15 protein-coding genes are annotated in these 21116 nt (G+C 40.8%); 13 read left to right on the forward strand and 2 right to left on the reverse strand.

Going from position 1 to position 21116, the window contains the following annotated elements; all coding sequences use genetic code 11:
* Positions 1-2: 2 nt before the first annotated feature.
* Both IGI67_RS21275 and abc-f read right to left on the reverse strand, forming a co-directional pair.
* A complete protein-coding gene (locus IGI67_RS21275; RefSeq protein ID WP_429956748.1) occupies positions 3-686 on the reverse strand; it encodes a transposase in 684 nt (227 codons plus the stop codon).
* 77 nt (positions 687-763) lie between these two features.
* Complete coding sequence (gene abc-f / locus IGI67_RS21280) at positions 764-2257, reverse strand: ribosomal protection-like ABC-F family protein (RefSeq protein ID WP_429959179.1); 1494 nt, start codon at positions 2255-2257, stop codon at positions 764-766.
* A 601-nt stretch (positions 2258-2858) separates the two neighbouring features.
* Between abc-f and IGI67_RS21285 the strand changes: the two genes are divergently transcribed.
* The 13 genes from IGI67_RS21285 (at position 2859) to IGI67_RS21345 (ending at position 21078) form a co-directional block, all read left to right on the forward strand.
* Entirely contained in the window at positions 2859-4607 is a 1749-nt protein-coding gene (locus IGI67_RS21285; RefSeq protein ID WP_429959180.1) for a glycoside hydrolase family 13 protein, read from the forward strand.
* A 198-nt stretch (positions 4608-4805) separates the two neighbouring features.
* Positions 4806-5177 (forward strand): DUF1304 domain-containing protein, encoded by a 372-nt coding sequence (locus IGI67_RS21290; RefSeq protein ID WP_429959181.1) that lies wholly within the window; start codon positions 4806-4808, stop codon positions 5175-5177.
* A gap of 116 nt (positions 5178-5293) precedes the next feature.
* The gene (locus IGI67_RS21295) at positions 5294-5794 is read left to right on the forward strand and encodes a DUF1456 family protein (protein WP_429959182.1); all 501 of its coding nucleotides are present in this window, start codon (positions 5294-5296) and stop codon (positions 5792-5794) included.
* Positions 5795-5998: 204 nt separating this feature from the next.
* On the forward strand, positions 5999-8614 hold the full coding sequence (gene ppdK, locus IGI67_RS21300; RefSeq protein ID WP_429959183.1) for a pyruvate, phosphate dikinase: 2616 nt from the start codon (positions 5999-6001) through the stop codon (positions 8612-8614).
* Positions 8615-9242: 628 nt separating this feature from the next.
* Entirely contained in the window at positions 9243-10661 is a 1419-nt protein-coding gene (gene pepV, locus IGI67_RS21305; protein ID WP_429959184.1) for a dipeptidase PepV, read from the forward strand.
* Between the two features lie 86 nt (positions 10662-10747).
* Complete coding sequence (locus IGI67_RS21310) at positions 10748-12667, forward strand: OPT/YSL family transporter (protein WP_207107311.1); 1920 nt, start codon at positions 10748-10750, stop codon at positions 12665-12667.
* Entirely contained in the window at positions 12660-13025 is a 366-nt protein-coding gene (locus IGI67_RS21315; RefSeq protein WP_207107312.1) for a PqqD family protein, read from the forward strand. Before IGI67_RS21310 ends, IGI67_RS21315 begins: the two co-directional genes overlap by 8 nt.
* 168 nt (positions 13026-13193) lie before the next feature.
* The gene (locus IGI67_RS21320; protein WP_429959185.1) at positions 13194-14357 is read left to right on the forward strand and encodes an MFS transporter; all 1164 of its coding nucleotides are present in this window, start codon (positions 13194-13196) and stop codon (positions 14355-14357) included.
* A gap of 329 nt (positions 14358-14686) precedes the next feature.
* Positions 14687-16588, forward strand: a complete 1902-nt coding sequence (locus IGI67_RS21325) for a BglG family transcription antiterminator (RefSeq protein ID WP_429959186.1) — start codon at positions 14687-14689, stop codon at positions 16586-16588.
* Positions 16585-17031 (forward strand): PTS sugar transporter subunit IIA, encoded by a 447-nt coding sequence (locus IGI67_RS21330; protein WP_429959187.1) that lies wholly within the window; start codon positions 16585-16587, stop codon positions 17029-17031. Before IGI67_RS21325 ends, IGI67_RS21330 begins: the two co-directional genes overlap by 4 nt.
* 15 nt (positions 17032-17046) lie before the next feature.
* A complete protein-coding gene (locus IGI67_RS21335) occupies positions 17047-17367 on the forward strand; it encodes a PTS fructose transporter subunit IIB (RefSeq protein ID WP_429959188.1) in 321 nt (106 codons plus the stop codon).
* 16 nt (positions 17368-17383) lie between these two features.
* On the forward strand, positions 17384-18490 hold the full coding sequence (locus IGI67_RS21340; RefSeq protein WP_429959189.1) for a PTS fructose transporter subunit IIC: 1107 nt from the start codon (positions 17384-17386) through the stop codon (positions 18488-18490).
* Positions 18490-21078: an alpha-mannosidase gene (locus IGI67_RS21345; RefSeq protein ID WP_429959190.1), complete on the forward strand. Its 2589-nt coding sequence runs from the start codon at positions 18490-18492 to the stop codon at positions 21076-21078. The genes IGI67_RS21340 and IGI67_RS21345 overlap by 1 nt, the downstream gene beginning before the upstream one ends.
* Positions 21079-21116 lie beyond the last annotated feature (38 nt).

The following is a 21116-nucleotide window of genomic DNA, read 5'->3' on the forward strand; positions in this document are numbered from 1 at the left end:
TCCTAGTGATCCCTCCTTTCTAATTCCCTGACTTTTTTTAATAAATCAATCTCCATCTGTTGGTCCTTTACTTGTTCTTCCAGTTGGGCGATTTTGATCTGCGCTTCTTCTTCAGGCGTTCGGCTAACTTGCTTGGCTTTGCGTCGCCCTCGCCGATCTTCTAAACCAGCTTTGCCTTTTTCTTCATATCGTTTGACCCATTGGTATAAATTGGCATAGTTCACTTGGTACTTAACAGCTGTCCCGCTATAATCATACTCATTGGCAATACAATAGAGGACCATTTCGATTCGTTCATCTAGACTGAATTTTTTTGTTTGTCTCACTTTACTTCCACCACTTTCTGATTTGAAGTCTCCATGAGTATTATATATCCTAATCCAGTCTCGAAGTTGCCTTTCACTTCTTAAACCATATTTTTGAGCAACTTGATCAAGGCCTCTGTTACCATCTAAGTAATCCCGAACAGCTGTCAATTTTAGATCTTTAGAATAATGCTTATTTTTCTTGGTAGCGAGCAATCCAGTTGGTCCTTCATTTTCATAGAGAATACACCACCTGCGAATCGTTCTAATGCTTACTTGAGCTTTCTGAGCAGCTTGGCTTCTACTAATCTCTCCATTTAAACACTGTTCAACAATAGCCACTCGTTCTACTGGAGTCCCTGACATCTTTCTTTTTCCCATACTAAAAACCCCTAACTAAGATTTAATTGTTTCTTTGTCCTAGTTAGGGGTAGCATATCATTTTTGGACGGTTCATTTTATTTTTTTAAAGCGATTTGCTGTGCGTGAATATTTTCTAAGAAGGCTTGATCGTGTTCCACGATCAGCATCGTGGGTTTGATCTGTAGTAAAAGATCCTCTAATTGCTTTTGATTGAAGACATCGAGGTAATTTAACGGCTCATCCCAAATATAGAGCTCGGCTTCTTGAGCGAGGGATTTGGCTAGTTCGACTTTTTTCCGCTGTCCCATACTCATTTCTTCGATTCGATTTTGAAAGACATTTCGTTCCATCCCTAATTTTCGCAGATTATTTAAAAAGGCTGAATAATCCAATTGATTTTTTTCGGCGAAATCCTGCAGATTTCCTCGATTGCTTTCGTAGTTTTGCCGCACATAGCTGATTTTCGCATTCGGTCGAAGAAGCTCTCCGGCTGACTCGCCAGCAAAAGTACCTAGTAGATAATGCAGGACACTAGATTTTCCTATGCCATTCGGCCCGGTCAAAGCAGCGATTGATCCGCGTTTTAACTCAAATGAAAGAGGATCAAAGAGCGGCTTTTGGTCTGGGTAATGGAGCGTCAAGTTCTCCAGCTTCAATAATTGTGTGTGTCTGCTTGGATGGTAATTCATCGTTAGCCGATCGACATCCTCTAAGTCCTTTAAAAGACCTTCTTTGGCATCGATTTGATCATACATCCGCTGTTCGATCGTTTTTGAACGTTTCATTGTACGAGCAGCGCGGGCGCCAATGAAGCCTGTATCAAAAATACCGCCGCTGCCTTTTTCGGATGGCTTTCCGTATTTTTCTGTTTCTCGAGAACGAGACCATTCCGCCTTTTCAGCCGCTGTTTTTTTCAGGCGGCCGACTTCCTTTTTGATTTTTTGATTCTGTGCCAGTTCAAATTCATCCCGCAGCTTTTTTTGTTCTTCGTAGGTGGCGAAATTTCCTTGATAGAGCACCAGCTGGCTTTTTTCAATCGCCAATGTATGATCAGTGACTTGGTTCAAAAATTGCCGATCGTGGCTGACGACGATAAAGCCATCCTTGTGCTGCAAATAGTTCGCAACATGCTGACGTCCCTGTAAATCCAAATGGTTGGTTGGTTCATCAATCAACGGGAAAAAGTCAGCTTGGGTGAAGAGCAGCGCCAATAAGACTTTCGTTTGTTCACCGCCGGAAAGTGTCTGATAGGGCTGCCATAATACCTGCGGGTCCAGTTGAATCAAGTTCATTTCTCGTTCCAATTCCCATAGCTCAAAATCAGCTATTTCCAGCAGCGCATAGTAGGTCAGCTGGTCCGTTTCGTTTACAGCAGCCGGAAAATAGACCGGCTGCAGAGGAAATTGGATTTCTCCTTGATACGCATATTTTCCCAGCAGGAGCTGCAGCAATGTGGTTTTCCCGCGGCCGTTGCGTCCGACTAGACCTAATTTCCAGCTGCTATCGATTGTTAAATTGGCATCCTCAAATAGTAAATCGACCTGCTTGTCAAAGCCAAAGGTCAAATGTGTGATTTTAATTGTAGACATAAAAAATACCCCCTGTTCGTTTCGCTATGGAAACAAAAAAATCCTAACCAATTTTCAGGAAAGGATTAGGAGGTGAAGGGTCTTTTTCCAAATAGTGATAAGCAGGTAGGGCGTACAGCTCATATCTTGTCTGCATACGGTACCGCTTGTTCACTATTTTCAAAAAAAGTTTTATTGTCTATTCATGCTTAACGAACGATGAAAAGCATAATTGACAGAAAAAGAGACCATCCCTTTGAAATCCTAAGCCAGTCCTGAAAATCTGCACACTAATCCTATCAACGTTCGTTAATTTAAGATCGGTTTGCAGCTTCCAACATTCGCTTAGTTTTTCAATGGCATAATCCCTCGTTTCAATTTAAGATGTTTTTATTAAACCAAATTTTTCTGGCTTTGTCAAAAAAATACGGACGCAGCCGCTTCCCCAAACATGCTACGCCCTGGAGTGATCCTCGATATACGAGGCGAAGAAAATTCATTCTTCTATTATTATAGTAGCATATTTCAGAAAAAAAAAGTCTTTTAAACACTTGGGAAAAGATAGCAGTGGAGCCGTTATCAAAAAGTTTGGTACAATGGATGCAGAAATGGAGGTGGAGGGATGAACTATGCAGGAATTTATCATCGTCCCGAAAGCGAATTTGCTTTTCTTTATACGAAAGACTTGATGCGGATTCGTCTGCAAACAGGTCGCAATGAGATAAAATCGGTCGGTTTAATCAGCGGCGATTTTTATACCTTTGCTGAGGAAAAATGGTACCAAACCAAGCAGGAAATGAACAAAACGTATACGACGGATACTCATGATTATTGGGAAATTGAAGTAACAGCACCCCATCATCGCTTGGCGTATGCTTTTTGCATTACGTGTTATGACGGCACACAGATTTTTTACACCGATCAGGGAATCTTTGAATATGAAGAAGACCGATTGAGTCGAGATTATTTATATTTTCGCATGCCTTATTTTCAAGAAATCGATCGTTTTAAGGTGCCGGATTGGGTGGCAAAAACAGTTTGGTATCAAATCTTTCCAGAGCGCTTTTACAACGGGGATTCGTCAAACGACCCAGAGGATGCTTTAGCGTGGGGAAGCGAAAAGCCGACGCGCGAGAATTTTTTTGGCGGTGACCTGCAGGGTGTTATCGAAAAATTGGATTATTTGGAGGATTTAGGTGTAAATGGGTTGTATCTTTGCCCGATCTTCACCTCTCCATCGAATCATAAATATGATACGGTGGATTATTATGAGATCGATCCTCACTTTGGGAATAAGCAGCTTTTTCGCGAGCTGGTTGAAAAGGCCCATGAGCGCGGTATTCGAGTGATGCTGGATGCGGTCTTCAATCATTTAGGTGCGAGTTCTCATCAATGGCAGGATGTGATTTTACACGGTCAAGAATCTGCTTACGCTGACTGGTTTCATATTGATTCCTTTCCACCGAGCTATACAGCGATTCCGGATTCAGAGTATGCCAAAAATTTGAATTATGACACCTTCAGCTTCAATCCACATATGCCGAAGCTGAATACGGCGAATCCTGAAGTTCAAAAGTATTTATTGGAGATCGCGACCTATTGGATTCGAGAATTTGACATTGACGGTTGGCGGCTGGACGTGGCCAATGAGGTCGATCATCATTTTTGGAAAAAATTTCATGAAGCGGTGCTGCAGCAGAAAGAGGATCTGTATATTTTAGGTGAAATTTGGCATTCTTCCCAGCGCTGGCTGCAAGGAGATGAGTTCCACGCGGTGATGAATTACGCATTTACCGACAGTATCAAGGCCTTTTTCGTAGAGCAGACGATTTCGATCTCGCAAATGATTTTCGGAATGAATCGCCAGCAGTTGCTTTATCGGGATCAAACCAATGAGGTGAGCTTCAATTTGCTGGATTCTCATGATACACCGCGGATCTTAACTTTGTGTCAAGGAAACAAGGATTTGATGAAGGCTGTTCTGACCTTTATGTTCATTCAAAAGGGGACGCCGTGTCTTTATTATGGGACGGAGGTTGGAATGGAAGGCGAGATGGATCCGGATTGTCGCCGTTGTATGGTTTGGGAAGGACAAGATGAGGAGCTTCGGACGTTTTTCAAACAGCTGATTGCTTTACGGAAGCAATTTTCCGAGGTGTTCAGTTACGGGACCATGACTTGGCATTATGATGATGATAAAAAGGCTTTTTCACTGACACGCAGCTATAAGGAAAAAACAGTGATTGCGACATTTAACGAAGGGGATTCCTTTGAGGTTGAAAAAGCGGGACGTCGAGTATTCGGCCAGAATTATCATGAGGCGGAGGAATATCAGCTATCGCCCCATGGATTTGTGATTCAAGAGCAGTAATACCGAGTCGCTTTAATTGGAAAAAAGTAAAAAGATGCATATAGTAGGTGAAGAAACGAATAAGGATGTCAAGCTGTTCACAGTTGGCTATGGTGGAACTGGAATATCAGATTTCAGGTATAGAGCGAACAGGTCGTTTAGCGGAACGATATACGGCATTCAAATCGGGATTATTTACTCGAATAAGGAGAGATACTTATGGAATTGCTCATTTTTTTACTTTCAGGAATCATTGGTCTGCTTCATTTAGTGATCATGGGCCTAGAAATGTTTGCGCCGATGGAAAAACAGGCCAAGACATTTGATATGCCCCATGAATTTGTCGTTCAAAAGAATGCCCAGATTGCTTTGAAGAACATGGGAATTTACAATGGCAGCTTGGGGCTGATGATGCTGGTCAGTTTATTCCTATTTCAAGGAGACATTCGGCTAAAGGTTCTGCTGCTGCTTAATCTTTTTGTAGTGATTGTCGGCCTTTATGGCGGAAAGACTGTGACAAAATCTATTTATTTGATTCAAGCATTGCCTGCGATTATTACTGCTTTGCTGATTCTGCTTCAATTAGTTTAAAAAAAGCTCGGCTAAGACTTGTTTCTTAGTCGATTTTTTTGTACTGGTGAGTCGAGGGAAGTGGAGTGTTTTTATGGTATAGTAGGAGAATCAGGCGACAGCTACGGAGGAAAAAAATGAATAATAATGATTTATTGCTGCGGTTAAGATACGCGTTGGATATCAAGGATAGTGATATCGTAAAGGCCTTTCAACTAGGCGGCATGGAGATTTCTAGAGAAGAAGAGCAAGCGATGCTGACAAAGGTACGTGATCAGGAGCTGGAAGAAAACGACGATTTTGAAAAGAACGTTTATCAAAAAATGATCAATAACAAAGTTCTCGATACATTTTTGAATGGTTTTATCACCTTAAAACGCGGTGAAGCAAAGGATAAGCCGCAGCCGCAAAGTGGAGAAATCAAACATATCAACAATGTTTTATTGAAAAAGGTAAAGATTGCTTTAGCATTGACCAGTGAGGACATGCTGGAAATTTTAGCTGAAGCCGGTGTTTATCCGTCAAAGGGCGAGCTCGGTGCGATCCTGCGGAAAGAAGGACACCGCAATTTTAAACCCTGCGGCGATAATTATACTCGGAATTTTCTAAAGGGATTAGCTTTGTGTTATCGGGAGTAAATGAATTGGGCCAGTCATTAGACTGGTCTATTTTTGTGCCTAGAAACGGCGAGTCGCTACGATTTTCTTGCTAAAGCGTCAAATTCTGTTTTACTTGCACATATATGTGCGTAATAAAATTATATAAACATCTTATTGACTTTGTATAATCATCGTATTACACTGGAATCAGGTTAAATAAAACTATTTTAAGAGGAGAAGCGCATGAATCGTTGGGTTTATTTATTTTCAGAAGGATCAAAGGAACAAAAGGATTTATTAGGCGGCAAAGGAGCCAATCTTGCCGAGATGACAAAATTAGGTCTGCCAGTTCCTACCGGCTTCACTGTAACCACTGAAGCATGTTTGTATTATTTGAATCAGGGCAATCAATTGATTCCGGAAATGAAGGATCAGGTGATGGAGGCCGTTGAAAAATTGTCTGCTAAAACTGGGAAGCAGTTTGGCGATTTAGACAATCCCTTATTGGTTTCGGTTCGCAGCGGATCAAAGTTCTCGATGCCGGGGATGATGGATACTGTTTTGAACCTTGGATTAAATGACCAAACAGTTGCGGCTTTGGCAGAGAATAGTCAGAATGAACGCTTTGCCTATGATTGTTATCGTCGGTTGCTGCAAATGTTCGGCAATGTCGTGATGGGGATGGATAATAGTGATTTTGAAAACCACATCACCGCGTTAAAAAAGATAAACGGCTTGTCATTTGATAATGAGTTGACCGCCGATCATTGGAAACAAATTGTAAGCGAGTACAAAGAGATTTATCGGAAGAAATTACAGCGGGAATTCCCGCAGGATCCGATCGAACAATTGTATTTAGCGATCGAAGCGGTCTTCGGCAGCTGGAACAATCAACGGGCAAAAACCTATCGTCGACTGCATGATATCAGTGATGATTTAGGAACCGCTGTAAATATTCAGGAAATGGTCTTTGGAAATTTTGGCGAAAGCTCTGGGACAGGTGTGGTATTCTCCCGCAACCCATCGTTAGGTGATCCTGGTTTATTCGGCGAGTATTTAATCAATGCTCAGGGAGAGGATGTAGTGGCAGGTGTTCGAACACCAAAACCGATCCAAGTTTTGGCGGACGAGCTGCCGGAACAATATCAGCAATTAAAGAGTATTTGCGAAAACTTAGAAAAGCATTATCACGACATGCAGGATGTGGAATTTACGATCGAGCGGGAAAAATTATTTATTCTGCAGACCCGCAGTGGGAAGCGCACGTCGAAGGCGGCGCTAACGATCCTGTTGGATTTTTATAAAGAAGGAATCATTGACGAAAAGGAATTAGTCAGCCGCATCGAAGCGAAGGACTTGGAGGCAGCGCTGCATCCTAACTTCGATGAAAAAGAATTGAAACTGCATGAATCATTTTTATCTGGATTAGCAGCTAGCCCGGGCGCTGCAACAGGAGCGGCATATTTTACTGCCGAAGCAGCGACCGAGGCCAAAGCTCGCGGGGAAAAAGTCGTATTGGTTCGTGAAGAAACGTCACCTGAAGATATCGAAGGAATCGCAGTCAGTGAAGCGGTAGTTACCAGTCGCGGCGGTATGACCTCACATGCGGCAGTAGTTGCTCGCGGAATGGGAATCTGTTCGGTGGTGGGCTGTGAACGCTTGAATGTACTGGAAGAAAACAAAGCGACCGTTGGAGACAAGGTCATTGAAGAAGGAACAATTCTATCTGTTGATGGAACCAGCGGCAGCATCTATTTTGGTGAAATTCCGATGGAGGAAGTAACGAATACCGTCGCGTTAGATGAGCTGCATGTAATTTGGGATCGTCATGCGAAAATCAGAGTCCGTGCAAATGCCGAAACACCAAATGATATCGAGACAGGAATGTCCTTAGGGGCAGTCGGTATTGGGTTGGCTCGGACAGAGCACATGTTCTTTGAAAAGAGCCGTCTGCTGCAATTCCGTCAATTGATTTTGGCAGATAGTTTGGACGAACGCTTAGAAGTGCTGAAGGATTTAAAGGAAGTGCAAAAGCAGGACTTTAAATTTATGTATGAAGCAGCGCAGGGCAAAGCGACGACGATTCGTTTACTTGATCCGCCGCTGCATGAATTTCTGCCTAAAGGATCAGATGAATGCCGCGAGGTCGCTAAAGAATTAGGCAAGACCTTTAATGAAGTGAAGCGGAAAACGGATAATCTGGCGGAGGTCAATCCAATGTTAGGATTTCGCGGCTTGCGATTAGGCGTGGCTTATCCAGAAATCTATCAAATGCAGGCGGAGGCGATCATTGAAGCGGCTTGCGAAGTGACGAAGGAAAATGACTTTACGATCCAACCAGAAATCATGATTCCATTTACCATTGATGCGCAGGAGTTTGCCCGCGTGCGTGCGTCGATAGAAGAAGCAATCCAAAAGAGTCTCAAGGAGCACGAGCAAATGCTGGATTACCAAATTGGTACCATGATCGAGATCCCAAGAGCCTGTTTTGTAGCGGATGAGATCGCAAAACATGCGGACTTCTTCAGCTTTGGCACCAATGATTTGACTCAGATGGCTCTGGGACTGTCTCGCGATGATTCACCGCGCATCATCAATCAATATATGGAGGCAGGGATTTTCGCGGATGATCCATTCCAAGTATTGGATGAAGCAGGAGTCGGAGCGCTGATGAAGCTGGCCATTGAAGGCGGGAGAAGCGTAAATCCGAAACTGAAGATTGGAATTTGCGGTGAAGCGGCAGCTCATCCGAAGTCAATCGCCTTCTTAAATCATTTGGCGATCGATTATATCTCTTGTTCACCATTTAGAATTCCTCAGGCAAAAATGACCTTGGCTCAATCAGCGGTCGATTTGTAATCGGAATCTTGAATAAAAAAACACTTATATTAGTTTTTGGTTAAAAAACAGCATGAATTTGGAAAGAGATAGCTTTTTATTAGGCTATCTTTTTTTTGTTATTAACAGGAAAATTCAAAAACTTAAAATTAATTATAGATAACAAATAGATGAGAAAGATCGCCCTTAAATGAATGAAATATAATTTGTAAACGGATTCAACCTTCGTTATACTTCTTATAGGCTTTAAATATGTCATGTCACAATAAAACAGCTTCTTTTTTGGTCAGCTTGAATAACATGTTTTTTTACGTGAAAGCTTTATTTTTAATGAAAATCAACTTTTTTCTATTAAATGGTGGTTTTTTCACAATGACTTATGAATAAAAATACGGTATAATGCTGACTTGGGAGGTGAAACAAACTGCGGAATTAGGAATCATAGAATAACATCTTGACATTCATGAGCGGTCTTTTCCGTTGATTGTTTTGACGTATTGCATCCCCAAAAGGGACCGTGAATTCGTCGTTAAGTAAGAAGGTTATTCTAAGCTGTCAAAATTGGAGAACACTATTTAGACATGATCTTTCTAATGAATCTAACAGGTTTAACAATCTGTTATAAAAAAAAGAAAGCAGGGATTAAACAATGACAATTGATTGGCAAAAAGAAGTAGAAGCACGCAAAGACGACTTACTGAAAGACTTAGGCGATCTTATTCGTATCAACAGTATTCGCGATGTGGAACATGGAACAAAAGAAGAACCTCTTGGACCAGGACCAGCAGCCGCTTTACGTAAAGTATTGGAATTTGGCGAACGCGATGGTTTCGTGACGAAAAATATCGAAAACGTAGCGGGTCACATCGAATACGGTGACGGAGAAGAAATGTTTGGGCTTTTAGGACACGTTGACGTTGTTCCCGTTGACGATAACTGGGACACAGATCCATTTGAACCAGTCATCAAAGATGGAAAATTATACGCACGTGGGTCAGCCGATGATAAAGGACCTTCAATCGCTGCTTATTATGCAATGCGTATTATCAAAGATTTAGAATTACCTATTTCTAAGAAAATTCGCTTTATCTTCGGTACTGACGAAGAAAGTGAATGGGTTGGAATCCACCGTTATATGGAAGTTGAAGAAATGCCTAAGGTTGGTTTTTCTCCAGATGCACAATTTCCGATCATTAATGGTGAAAAAGGAATTTTATCTTATGAAGTGACTTTTGCAAACAAAGACAACGCTGAAGCTGGCGACTTTGATCTTGTAAGCTTCAACTCTGGTTTGCGTACGAATATGGTACCAGGAGATGCAACAGCTGTTCTTAAAGTGAACGACGAAGCAAAAGTTGCAGACATGAAAGCGGCATTTGACGCATTCATCGAAAAATCTGAAGTCAAAGGCGAATTTGCTGAAAACAACGGCGAAATCACGATTACTGTGATCGGTAAAGGTGCTCATGCACAAGAACCAAAATTCGGTGTTAACTCAGCAACATTCCTAGCAGCCTTCTTAGCTGACTACAACCTTGACGGCAATGGTGCTAACTACATTCAAACAATTTCTGAATATATGCACTTAGATTACAACGGTAAGAAAATCAATGCTTACACAAAACACGATGTAATGGGTGAAACAACTTCATCAGCGAACTTGTTCGACTACAGTGCAGACGGCGACAAAAAAGTTACATTAAATGTTCGTCATCCAGAAGGCATCACAAAGGATATCATCTTAGCCAACATGGAAGAAGTTCTTAAAGATGCAGGCGTTTCAATCGCGATCATTGGCGACGTGAAAACTCCTCATTATGTTCCAGCAAGCGATCCATTAGTGAAAACATTATTGGACGTTTACGAAGAACATACTGGTCTTGAAGGCCATGAAGAATCAATCGGCGGAGGGACTTACGGCCGAATCCTAGAACGTGGTGTCGCATATGGCGCAATGTTCCCAGGTGAAGAAAACGTAATGCACCAACCAAATGAATTTATGCCGATTGACAGCTTGTTCAAAGCAACAGCAATTTACGCTGATGCTATTTATCGCTTAGTAAAATAGTCGGTAATGGGAGACAGGGATCCTGTCTTTGTCAGGATTCCTTATCTCATTGAGGAAATGATAGTAAGGAAGGAATTTCAAAGATAATGAAAAAACTCTCAAAAGACGCTTTTGGTGGAGTAGCAGGGAAAGATTATGTCCCGTATGTAGCTGATAAGCCTAAAAAATCAGGTTCACCAATCATTATGATTTTAGGTATTTTACTTGCTGCACTATTTGCAGCATCGACCGCTTATTCAGGTATGAAGGCTGGTTTGACTGTAGCAGCAGGTATTCCAGGTGCAATTATTGGATCAGGGCTAGTCGCTCTATTTGTAAAACCTAAAACCATTTTAGGTAAGAACTTATTGCAATTAATGTCTAGTGGTGGGGAATCTGTAGCATCAGGTATGATTTTCGTATTACCAGCCGTAATCTTAGTTGGCGGTAAAGTGAATTTCATCGAAGGTGTAGGAATCGGAGTCGGCGCTGTCTTACTCGGTGTTGGTGTGTTCTCACTTGTGGAAGATTACATGCTAGTCAGTGAACACGGTAAACTGGTTTATCCTGAAGCAATGGCTATTTCTGAAACATTAGTCGCTTCAGATACTGGTGGCGATTCACTTAAATACATGGGTATCGGATTCGGTATCGGTGGTGTCTTAACTGCGTTAACTGGTTCTGTCTTTGGAATCATGAACAATGTTATCAGTTATGTCAATGAAAGTTTCTATAAATGGAAATTTGAAACAGAAGTAAATCCATTATTAGCAGGTATCGGATTTATCGTCGGAATGGACGTATCTGTCTTGATGTTTGCTGGTTCGATCTTAGCGAACTTCGCGATCGCACCATTACTTGGTTACTTCATGGAAATGGCGAACAGCAATGCACATGTTTGGGATAATGCCTCTCAATTATTGAGTGCTTCAAACTTTGCCGTAATTTCTGGTTCGTATGTTAAATACATCGGTGCTGGTATGATGATCTCTGGTGGATTGATCGGTGCAATCAAATTGATCCCTACCATCATTTCATCGATCTCTGCAACTTTGAAAGGCCGCAAAGACGGTTCTGAAAAAGAAGGCGGCGGCATGCTGCCATTGATCGTAGGTGCTGTGATCGGTATCGTTATGGGATTTGTGATCACTGGAAGTATTGCAATGGCACTTGTAGCAGGTATTTTGTCCATTATCTTAAGCTTCCTATTTGTTATCGTTGCAGGTCGTTTGACTGGTACGATCGGTACATCAAACTTGCCAGTATCTGGTATGACAATCGCTTCAATGGTTATCTTAACGTTAGTATTTGTAATGATGGGCTGGACTTCAGCTGAAAACACGCAACAATTACTGTTGTTTGGTACATTTATCGTATTAGCAATTTCAGTAGCCGGCGGTTATGCTCAGTCACAAAAAGTTACGTTTGTAATGGGCGGAAACTTCAACGAAGGTCGTCGTTACTTCTTGATTTCTAATATTGTAGGTGTGGTAATCGTTACTGGTATGATGGTTATCTTGTCACCACAATTAGCAATCACTGGTTCTAACCCTCCATTTGGTTTACCACAAGCAAACTTGATGGCAACATTAACTTCAGGGATCACGTCTGGCTCTCTGCCTTGGCACATGATCATCGCTGGTATCGCAATGGGTGTGGTTTTACACTTCATGAAGGTGCCAATCATGACATTTGCGATTGGTTTCTACTTACCAATCTCAACAACTTCAATCATTTTAGTTGGTGCGTTGATCCGTCGTTTAATTGATGAATTAAACAAAAAAGAAACAGAAGAAGTTGCAGAAGAACGTATCACTCTTGGTGTCAGCTTGTCATCTGGTTTGATCGCTGGTGGTTCAATTATCGGTTTGATCGGAATCATTTTACAAGTAACGGGCGTAGTAACTCCAGGAACACCAACAGGCTTCTTAGGTTCTAATGGTTCAGCATTCTTGTTGCTTGCAATCTTAATCGTTGCAATCATTGCGCCGTTGTTAAGTGTGAAGAAAGTGAAACACAATGACTAATCAACAGCCAAATGCTGTGAATCCGGAAACGGAAGAGCTGTTAAAGCGTGTTTACCGAATCAAAGAAGGACTGCATTATGAAATTCGTGATGGCATCGTTTTTGTCATCACCGAACAAAATGCCTGGATCCAACGAGTCTTACGCAAGATTCATTATAAGATCCCAGAAACCTCTGAGATGGAGCTGGATAAATACGGCAGCTTCATTCTTCAGCAAATCGATGGTAAACGAACCGTTAAAGAAATTGGTGAAAACCTTGGCGCTGCCATTGAAGAAGCCAATGATCAGTTGTATGATCGTTTATTGATTTATTTGCATCATTTAGAGAAGAATGAAAAATATATTGAATTAGTATAAAAAAATGACCTTCAAGTGAAGCCGCTTGAAGGTCATTTTTCTTGCATGTTTTGAAAACCATAGAAATCCTAAACTCTTTTAAAAGAGACGTTTTAAAAATTTTATACTCCTGTACAATAAGGTTAGATAAGTGACATTCTGATTTTGAGAAAAGAAAATGAGGTAAAAATGAAGAAAAGTATACTGTTTTTAGGGTTGATTTATTTGATTTTTATTAGTTTAGGATTGCCGGACTCTATTTTAGGGGTTGCTTGGCCAAGTATGAATGGAGAGTTTAATGTAGCTGCTAGCTCTGCCGGAATCATTGCCATGGTGGTCTCCATTGGAACGATTCTCTCAAGTTTCCAAACCAATCAGCTGATTCAAAAAATCGGAGTCGGTAATTTAATTGTTTGCAGCATTCTCTTTACGGTGATTGGTTTATGTGGTTTTTCTGTTTCAAAGAATTTTGTCTTTTTAATTATCAGTGCGATTCCCTTGGGATTGGGAGCAGGAGCGATTGATACTGCGGTGAATGATTATGTTGCGCTGCATTATAAGGCTCATCATATGAATTGGCTGCATGGCTTCTGGGGGATAGGGGCAACCCTTGGTCCGATTATTATGGGTGTCTTTTTAAGAAATCAAAATTGGCGGGGCGGCTATCTGGTTTTAGCAGGAGTGCAATTCATGTTAGTTACCGTTGTTTATTTTACTCGGAAGCAGTGGAAGCAGCCGAAGCAGGCAGCCCACTCGCTGGAAGCACAGGATTCGCTCTTGACTTTGATCAAGCAGCCGGGAGTGATTTTTTCGCTGATCTGCTTCATTTTTTATGTTGGCGTCGAGGCATGTATGGGATTATGGGGCAGCAGCTTTTTAGTTAAAGTAAAAGATATTCCTATTTCGACTGCGGCATTTATGACTTCAAGCTATTATGCTAGTTTGACCATTGGCCGACTTGCGGCTGGTTTCTTCACGTTCTTCTTATCTAGTCGTAAATTGCTCTACATAAGTGAAGGCCTTTTGTTGGCAGGTGTAGTTTTTCTGATAATAGGAAAAGGCAATTTTGCAGCAATAGGTTTCATTTTTACTGGACTAGGCTCTGCGGCGATCTTTCCAACTATGCTTCATGAGACCCCCGAGCGCTTCGGAACAAAAAATTCTGCCCGTATCATGAGTTTACAGCTCGCTTTGGCCTATACAGGAACGACCTTTTTACCCCCTGCATTAGGTGTATTAGCAGATCGTTTTACATTGACGATTTTTCCATATTTACTTTTTTTATTCGGTGGTATCGTGTTCGCTTCGACCCTTATTTTAGAAAAAACAGTTCAAGCAACCAATTTGCGATAATTCGTTGTTTAGCATAAAAAGAAAATGATGTGAACAGACGGTGTTGCTTATCTGGTGTTGAGGGTTAATATGAGGCGTTATAAAATCTTTTTGAAATTTCAAGAAACAGCAGGTGTTTTGTATTTAACAGCTAAAAAGTGGGCGAAGAGTCGTAAACACGATTCTTTGCCCGCTTTTTTAATATGCTTTGGTGATAGTAAATGATACAGTAAAAGCTGCTTTGAAAAAGTATACCAACTTTTTACAGGATTGAATGGTGTAAAAGAGAGTGTTTTCTAAAAAACGCTTTCATCATATGATAAATACAGGAAAGGGAATGGGTGATTCAAATGGATAAACGTGACTATGAGGTGTTCGCAATTTTATTAAAAAATGATCAACTAACGATCACCGAAATTTCTAAACAAATGAAATTATCCAATAAGACCATTTCAAAATCATTAGACAAAATAGCCGATTTTTTGAAGGAGAGTGATTTAGTACTAAGTCGAAAGCCAAAAATTGGTGTCTCTATTCTAGGTGATAAAACGCTTGGCTATCAATTGTTAAATCAGCAGACTGATCGTGATGTGCCAAATACTAGAGAAGAACGGGTTCAATACCTTTGTTTTGAAATTTTGAACAATTCGGGATATTTCACTTTAGCCCACTTGTCCGATTTGCTATTTGTCAGCAAAACAACTTTAGAGAAAGACATGGTTCAAGTGTATGAAATTTTTGCTTATTTCCATGTGACAATTGAAAAGATTCCTGGTAAGGGCTCCTTTTTGAACATCATGGAGTATGAACGCAGAAAACTAGCGTTGGATTTGATTCATTATTTTTGGGGACAAAACTGGCAGATTATTAATCAGAATGGACAGTTTTTACATTTGATTGAAGGCGTGCCGCGTTTTGCTCAAAACTTTGTCAATATTGACTACTTAAAGCAGATCAATATCATTTTGCAGCAGTTCATTTCTCAAAATGATATTCGGATCAGCGATTTGAATTATCAATCATTGATTTTACATTTGCTGATTGCGGTAGAACGAATCAAAGATCATCAGCTGATCAATGTCCAAAAAGACACTGAGGGGAAGAAAAAGGAGCTAGTGCTGGAAGGATTGGTTGTTAAATTGGAAGAAGCTTTTCAGATTCAAATACCTGAGCTTGAAATTACCTATATTCAAATATATTTCAATCACCTGAATCAAGAATTGGTGAAGGAATCGCGGATTGATGAACATGCAGTTACTGAAATTATTAAACAGTATACGAGTCTCGATGATCGGGAGGCCATCATGACCTTATCTCAACATATCAAGCTGGCCCTTGAACGAATCTTAAATAAATTGCCTGTTAATAACCCTTATACGCAGGATATCAAAAAGAATTTTCCTATCTCGTTTGATGAGGCGTTGAGCTTGAAGCAGATGCTGGAAAAGCATTATCGGTTGTTTATTCCAGAAGATGAGGTTGCTTATATGGCTGTACATTTACAGGCGCATCGAGAGCGAATGAAGTCTGAGGATGATTCTCAAATTGAAGTTTTACTGGTTTGCAGCAGTGGGAAAGGAACCTCACAGCTGCTAGCTGCAAGAATTAAACGAGCGTTTCCAGAACTGATTATCAATCGGATACTTTCGGTACAGGAGCTATACAATACTAGCATCTCAGAGGACTTGGTTCTTTCTACAGTGAATATCTCGTTGCCAGAACAGCGGCTTTTAGTCGTTTCGCCGATTCTTAGCCAAATCGATCGCCAGCGAATTCAACAATTATTACAGGAAAATCAAGGAATCAGTCAGCGCAATTATGAGTTTAGCCGCCTGATCAAAAAAGAATTGATTTTCTTAGATGAAAACTTTCAGGCAATGGAGGATGCGCTGGCATTTATCGGCGAGCAATTAGTTGAGAAAGGATATGCTTCGACAGAGATAATAAAGAGCGCTGTAGAACGGGAGCATTTTTCTTATACCTCTTTTGAAAAATTTGCGACACCTCATGGAAATCCTGAGTTTGTCAAAAAATCAGCGATCAGTTTTTTACGACTGAAAAATGAGCTTGTTTGGGGAAGTACGAATGTTCGATTTGTCTTTTTTCTTTGTGTAAAAGATGAGGATCCCCAACAATTAGAAAAAATATTTGATTCTTTATTAGAAATTATTGATGAAAACGAAAAGGGCTATCTAGTAAAGGGAGATGCGCCACAAATTTTAGCTTATTTGAAAGAAGGACTTAAAGAATGAAAGTATTAGAAGTATTAAACACCAATCGTGTGAATCTAGCATTAAAAACTGCGACGAAAGAAGAGACTATCCAAGAAATGGCTAAAATGTTGTCTGCCGAAGGTTTATTAAAAGATGAAGCGGTCTTTGTTTCCTCCGTTTTATCAAGAGAAGAACATTCAACCACGGGCGTTGGAAATGGTATCGCGATTCCCCATGGAAAATCATTAACTGTTGTGGAGCCAGCAATTGCTTTTGCCAGATTAGAAAGCGAAGTGGAGTGGCAGGCATTGGATGAAAAGCCTGTGTCATTAGTAGTGATGCTAGCTATACCGGATAGTCAACAAGGGGAAACTCATTTATCCATTCTCTCTGAAATTGCGATAAAGCTAATGGATGATGAGGTCGTAGAAAAATTAAAAACAGCAACAAAGGCTGATGAAATTGTAGAAATTCTAAGTTAAACGGAGGAGAAAACTATGAAAAGAAAAATTATTGCAGTCACAGCATGTGCGACAGGAATTGCTCATACCTTTATGGCGGCGCAAGCATTGAAAAAGGAAGCTAAAGCGAAGGGGTATCTATTAAAAGTAGAGACGCAAGGTGCGACAGGAATTGATAATGCTTTGACAGAAAAGGACTGTCAGATTGGTGAGGTGGTAATTTTTGCAGTAGATACCAAAGTTCGTGATGAGGAACGTTTCGCTGGGAAGAAGATACTGAAGGTTCCTGTGGCGGCACCGATCAAGGACGCAGAAAAAGTAATCAGTGACGCGTTGGCCATAGTTGATAATAATTAATTAGGAGGAATAGATAATGAAGAAAGTATTGTCGGAAATCAAAAATCATGTGTTGACCGGGATTAGTTACATGATTCCATTGGTAATTGCAGGTGCCGTCATTATGGCAATATCCCGTGTGGGTGGTTCATTGTACGGACTGACTGATATTTGGGATGCGAAATATGCAGAGAGCGCGAATGGACTTATACGTCTGCTTCACAGTATTGATGGCTTTGGCGGGACCGCGTTAGGTTTAATGTTCCCTGTCATTTCAGCATTTATTGCTTACTCAATTGTTGACAAACTGGGAATTGTACCTGGTTTAGTAGGCGGGATGCTAGTGAAGGATATCAATGCTGGCTTCTTAGGTGCTATTGCAGCAGGATTGATTGCAGGGTACATTTGCCTTTGGATTCGTAACCATGTGAAATTACCGCAATCAATGGCATCGATCGTTCCGGTCTTTTTGATTCCTGTTTTAGGAACCTTATCGACTGTATTGATCATTAATTATATTATTGGGGTTCCGTTCGCGGCCTTGAATATTGGTTTGGAGAACTGGTTGAACAGCTTAAGTGGCGGAAATCAAATTATCATGGCAGCGGTCGTCGGTGCGATGGTCGGCTTTGATTTAGGAGGTCCCGTCAACAAAGCAGCAGTCACAACGGCGATGGCTTTATTAACTAGTCAAGTATATGCACCAAATACTGCGGCACAAGTAGCGATTATTATTCCACCGATCGGACTTGGGCTGGCAACTGTTTTTGCAAAGAAAAAATACAATACAGAATTACGTGAAGCCGGAAAGTCAGCAATTATTATGGGATTGGTTGGTGTCAGTGAGGGAGCGATCCCCTTTGCAGTTGAAAGTCCATTAAAAGTTATTCCGTCAACTGTGATTGGTTCAGCAATCGGTTCGGCGATGGCAGTTGGTCTAGGTGCGGTCAACCAAGCTCCAATCAGTGGTTTTTATGGCTGGTTTACTGTTGAAAAATGGCCGATCTATGTTTTGTCGATTGCAACAGGATCATTGTTTGTTGCGATATCCAGTGTGTTATTACGTAAAAATGATCAAGGAATTGATTTGAATCCGATTGAAGAAGAAGAGTACACATTTGATGAAGCTGAGTGGGAGAGCTAATGACAAACGTTCATATTGTAAATCATACTCATTGGGATCGTGAGTGGTATTTTACCTCAATGGATGCCTTAGTGTTAAGTGACCAGTTGTTCTCAGACGCAATTGATGAGTTGAAAAAGCATCCAGAAGCAAGTTTTGTTTTAGATGGTCAATTATCGATCTTGGATGACTATCTACTATTATATCCAGAGCGCCGAGATGACATTAAGGAATTGGTGACCAATAAGCAATTGTTTATTGGTCCGTGGTATACACAATCGGATGCGTTCTTTACTACTGGCGAAGCGGTTTTACGCAACGCGATGATCGGTATTTTTGAAAGCAAGAAATACGGAGAGTATATGCCAATCGGTTATTTGCCTGATACTTTTGGCTTTAATGCGCAGATTCCAGTGATTTTAAAAGAGGCAGGATTGGAAAGCATCATAATGTGGCGTGGTTTGCATTTGAATAAACATGTCAAATCACCCTATTTCAAATGGCGGGGCTTGAACGGGAAATCAGAAGTGACCGCTTTGAGCTTACCTCAAGGATATGGCACAGGCATGTTATTGGAGCCCACAACGGAGTACGTCGATGGTCGTCTTGATCCGGCAATCGATTTTATTAAGCAATATACTGACAGTGAGATTTTGATTCCCTCTGGAAATGATCAGTTAGCAATTATTCATGACTTTACCGAAAAGATTGAAAAAATCAATCAGTTAGGAAAATATACCTATCAAGTCAGCACTTATCAGGATTTTTTAGCGTATGTGAAGCAGCAAGAGCTGGAAATTTATTCTGGAGAATTCCGTGAGCCGGTTCTGGCTCGTGTGCATAAAACTATCGGGTCTGTTCGAATGGATTTAAAGCAAATGATTTTCCATTTAGAAGACAAATTGATTCAACGAATCGAGCCATTAATGGTGTTGGCAGAAAAAGTTGGAATTAAATTAAGTAATCGTTTAGTAATGTTGGCATGGAAAAAATTATTAGAATCGCAAGCCCATGACAGCTTGGCAGGATGTGTTTCAGATAGTGTTGCTGAAGATATCAAGCATCGCTTAAAGGAAGCACAAGAAATTTGCGATAGTATAGAAAATACGATTTTAAAACAATTGGCTGATTATTTGGCACTAAATCAAAATGAAATTTTGGTAGTAAATACTTCGCCAAATAGATTTAAGGGTACTAAAACGGTCACGGTGCTTTCATCCAAACCAAATGTGCAATTTTTAACCGCTGAGTCAGTCGTGGTCCAACAAGAATTTGTTGCTAGTCGAGAGAATATTTTGGAAGAGACACCTGCTGGCAATCGCTATATCACAGAACCGGGATATTACATTTTAACGGTTGAACTAACTTGCGAGCTGCCAGGGTTAGGTTATAAAGTCTTCGCTTTTGAAGAAACGGAAAACGAGTTGAAACGATATGTGGGTAAAGAAAGCAAAATCTCTAGCAAAGAGCTTTCAGTAGAGTTTATGGATGGTATGGTTAATCTGAACTTCCAAGGTACCGTCTTCAAAGATTTTCTTTCTTTAGTAGAAGAAGGCAATGCAGGAGACACCTATGATTTTTCACCAATCAAAGACCGAGTAGAAGAAACATTGCGCTTTGATCATTGCGAATGCTTGATTGAGGAGAGACAGCAAAAGATGATCTTGCAGGGTCAAATGAAGCTGCCTAAAACGATGACTGATCGAGAAGCAGGACAGTACAACACTACTTTTTCTTATCAAATGACTTTAACATTGAAAAAAGAGGGACAGCTTTCCGGTTCAATTACATTCAAAAACGCCGTCATGAACCATCGAGTTCGTTTGCAGCTTAGAGGTCTGCAGGATTTTGTGAAGGCTGAAGCGGGCTTGCCATTCGGTATGATCACTCGTGAAAATCAGCCGCTGGAACATTGGGAAGAAATCTATTCTGAAATGCCGGTGAATGTGAATCCCTTTGAGAAAATTGTCAGTGGTCTTTCACAGGATTATCGATTGACACTTTTTACTCAGGATAGTAAGGAATATGAGTATCAAGCGAACAGACTGTGGGTTACGCTATTGGCGACAACAGATAGTTTGGGAAAACCTGATCTGCTGTATCGACCAGGGCGTGCTTCTGGTGATACAACCAAAAAAGGTCATATCATGATGGAGACACCTTTGGCTCAACAGTTAGGACAAGATATTCGTTTTGATTTCGATTTAAGAATTGATGCGTCTGTACTACCAGTAGAAAAACTCCATCATTGGAAAAATCAGTTGCTGCAGCCATCCGTATCCTATCAAAAACAAGCGTTAAATTATTTCGTACAGCGAATCGATAATAAAATCCAGACCTTTGAAACGAAGCTGTCACTTCAGGAAAAAGAGTATAGCCTACTTGATTTTGGTGAAACAGAATTATTCATTAGTAGTCTGCATCGTTCCTATTATGATTCTTCTGCTTTCATCGTGCGTTTTGAGAACCCGACGGCTAATAAACTCCAGTTACCAGTCAGGGAGCTATTCATTGGAAACAAGGTTTTACGAATCAATGCAGTAGAAGAACCTTTGGAGTATACAGAAATAGTTGATCCATACAGTGTTGTTACATTCTTAATCAAGTAACCTGAGACTGGGATGATACCAATCATCTCAGTCTTTTA

Origin of the sequence: Enterococcus sp. AZ196, from assembly GCF_050498845.1 — a bacterium.
GTDB lineage: Bacteria > Bacillota > Bacilli > Lactobacillales > Enterococcaceae > Enterococcus_A > Enterococcus_A murrayae.

Coding starts and splice junctions, on each gene's coding strand:
- ppdK (WP_429959183.1), top strand. CDS start 5,999: ATGAATCGTTGGGTTTATTTATTTTCAGAAGGATCAAAGGAACAAAAG.
- IGI67_RS21345 (WP_429959190.1), top strand. CDS start 18,490: ATGACAAACGTTCATATTGTAAATCATACTCATTGGGATCGTGAGTGG.
- IGI67_RS21330 (WP_429959187.1), top strand. CDS start 16,585: ATGAAAGTATTAGAAGTATTAAACACCAATCGTGTGAATCTAGCATTA.
- IGI67_RS21290 (WP_429959181.1), top strand. CDS start 4,806: ATGGAATTGCTCATTTTTTTACTTTCAGGAATCATTGGTCTGCTTCAT.
- IGI67_RS21315 (WP_207107312.1), top strand. CDS start 12,660: ATGACTAATCAACAGCCAAATGCTGTGAATCCGGAAACGGAAGAGCTG.
- abc-f (WP_429959179.1), bottom strand. CDS start 2,257: ATGTCTACAATTAAAATCACACATTTGACCTTTGGCTTTGACAAGCAG.
- pepV (WP_429959184.1), top strand. CDS start 9,243: ATGACAATTGATTGGCAAAAAGAAGTAGAAGCACGCAAAGACGACTTA.
- IGI67_RS21340 (WP_429959189.1), top strand. CDS start 17,384: ATGAAGAAAGTATTGTCGGAAATCAAAAATCATGTGTTGACCGGGATT.
- IGI67_RS21320 (WP_429959185.1), top strand. CDS start 13,194: ATGAAGAAAAGTATACTGTTTTTAGGGTTGATTTATTTGATTTTTATT.
- IGI67_RS21335 (WP_429959188.1), top strand. CDS start 17,047: ATGAAAAGAAAAATTATTGCAGTCACAGCATGTGCGACAGGAATTGCT.
- IGI67_RS21275 (WP_429956748.1), bottom strand. CDS start 686: ATGGGAAAAAGAAAGATGTCAGGGACTCCAGTAGAACGAGTGGCTATT.
- IGI67_RS21310 (WP_207107311.1), top strand. CDS start 10,748: ATGAAAAAACTCTCAAAAGACGCTTTTGGTGGAGTAGCAGGGAAAGAT.
- IGI67_RS21285 (WP_429959180.1), top strand. CDS start 2,859: ATGAACTATGCAGGAATTTATCATCGTCCCGAAAGCGAATTTGCTTTT.
- IGI67_RS21325 (WP_429959186.1), top strand. CDS start 14,687: ATGGATAAACGTGACTATGAGGTGTTCGCAATTTTATTAAAAAATGAT.
- IGI67_RS21295 (WP_429959182.1), top strand. CDS start 5,294: ATGAATAATAATGATTTATTGCTGCGGTTAAGATACGCGTTGGATATC.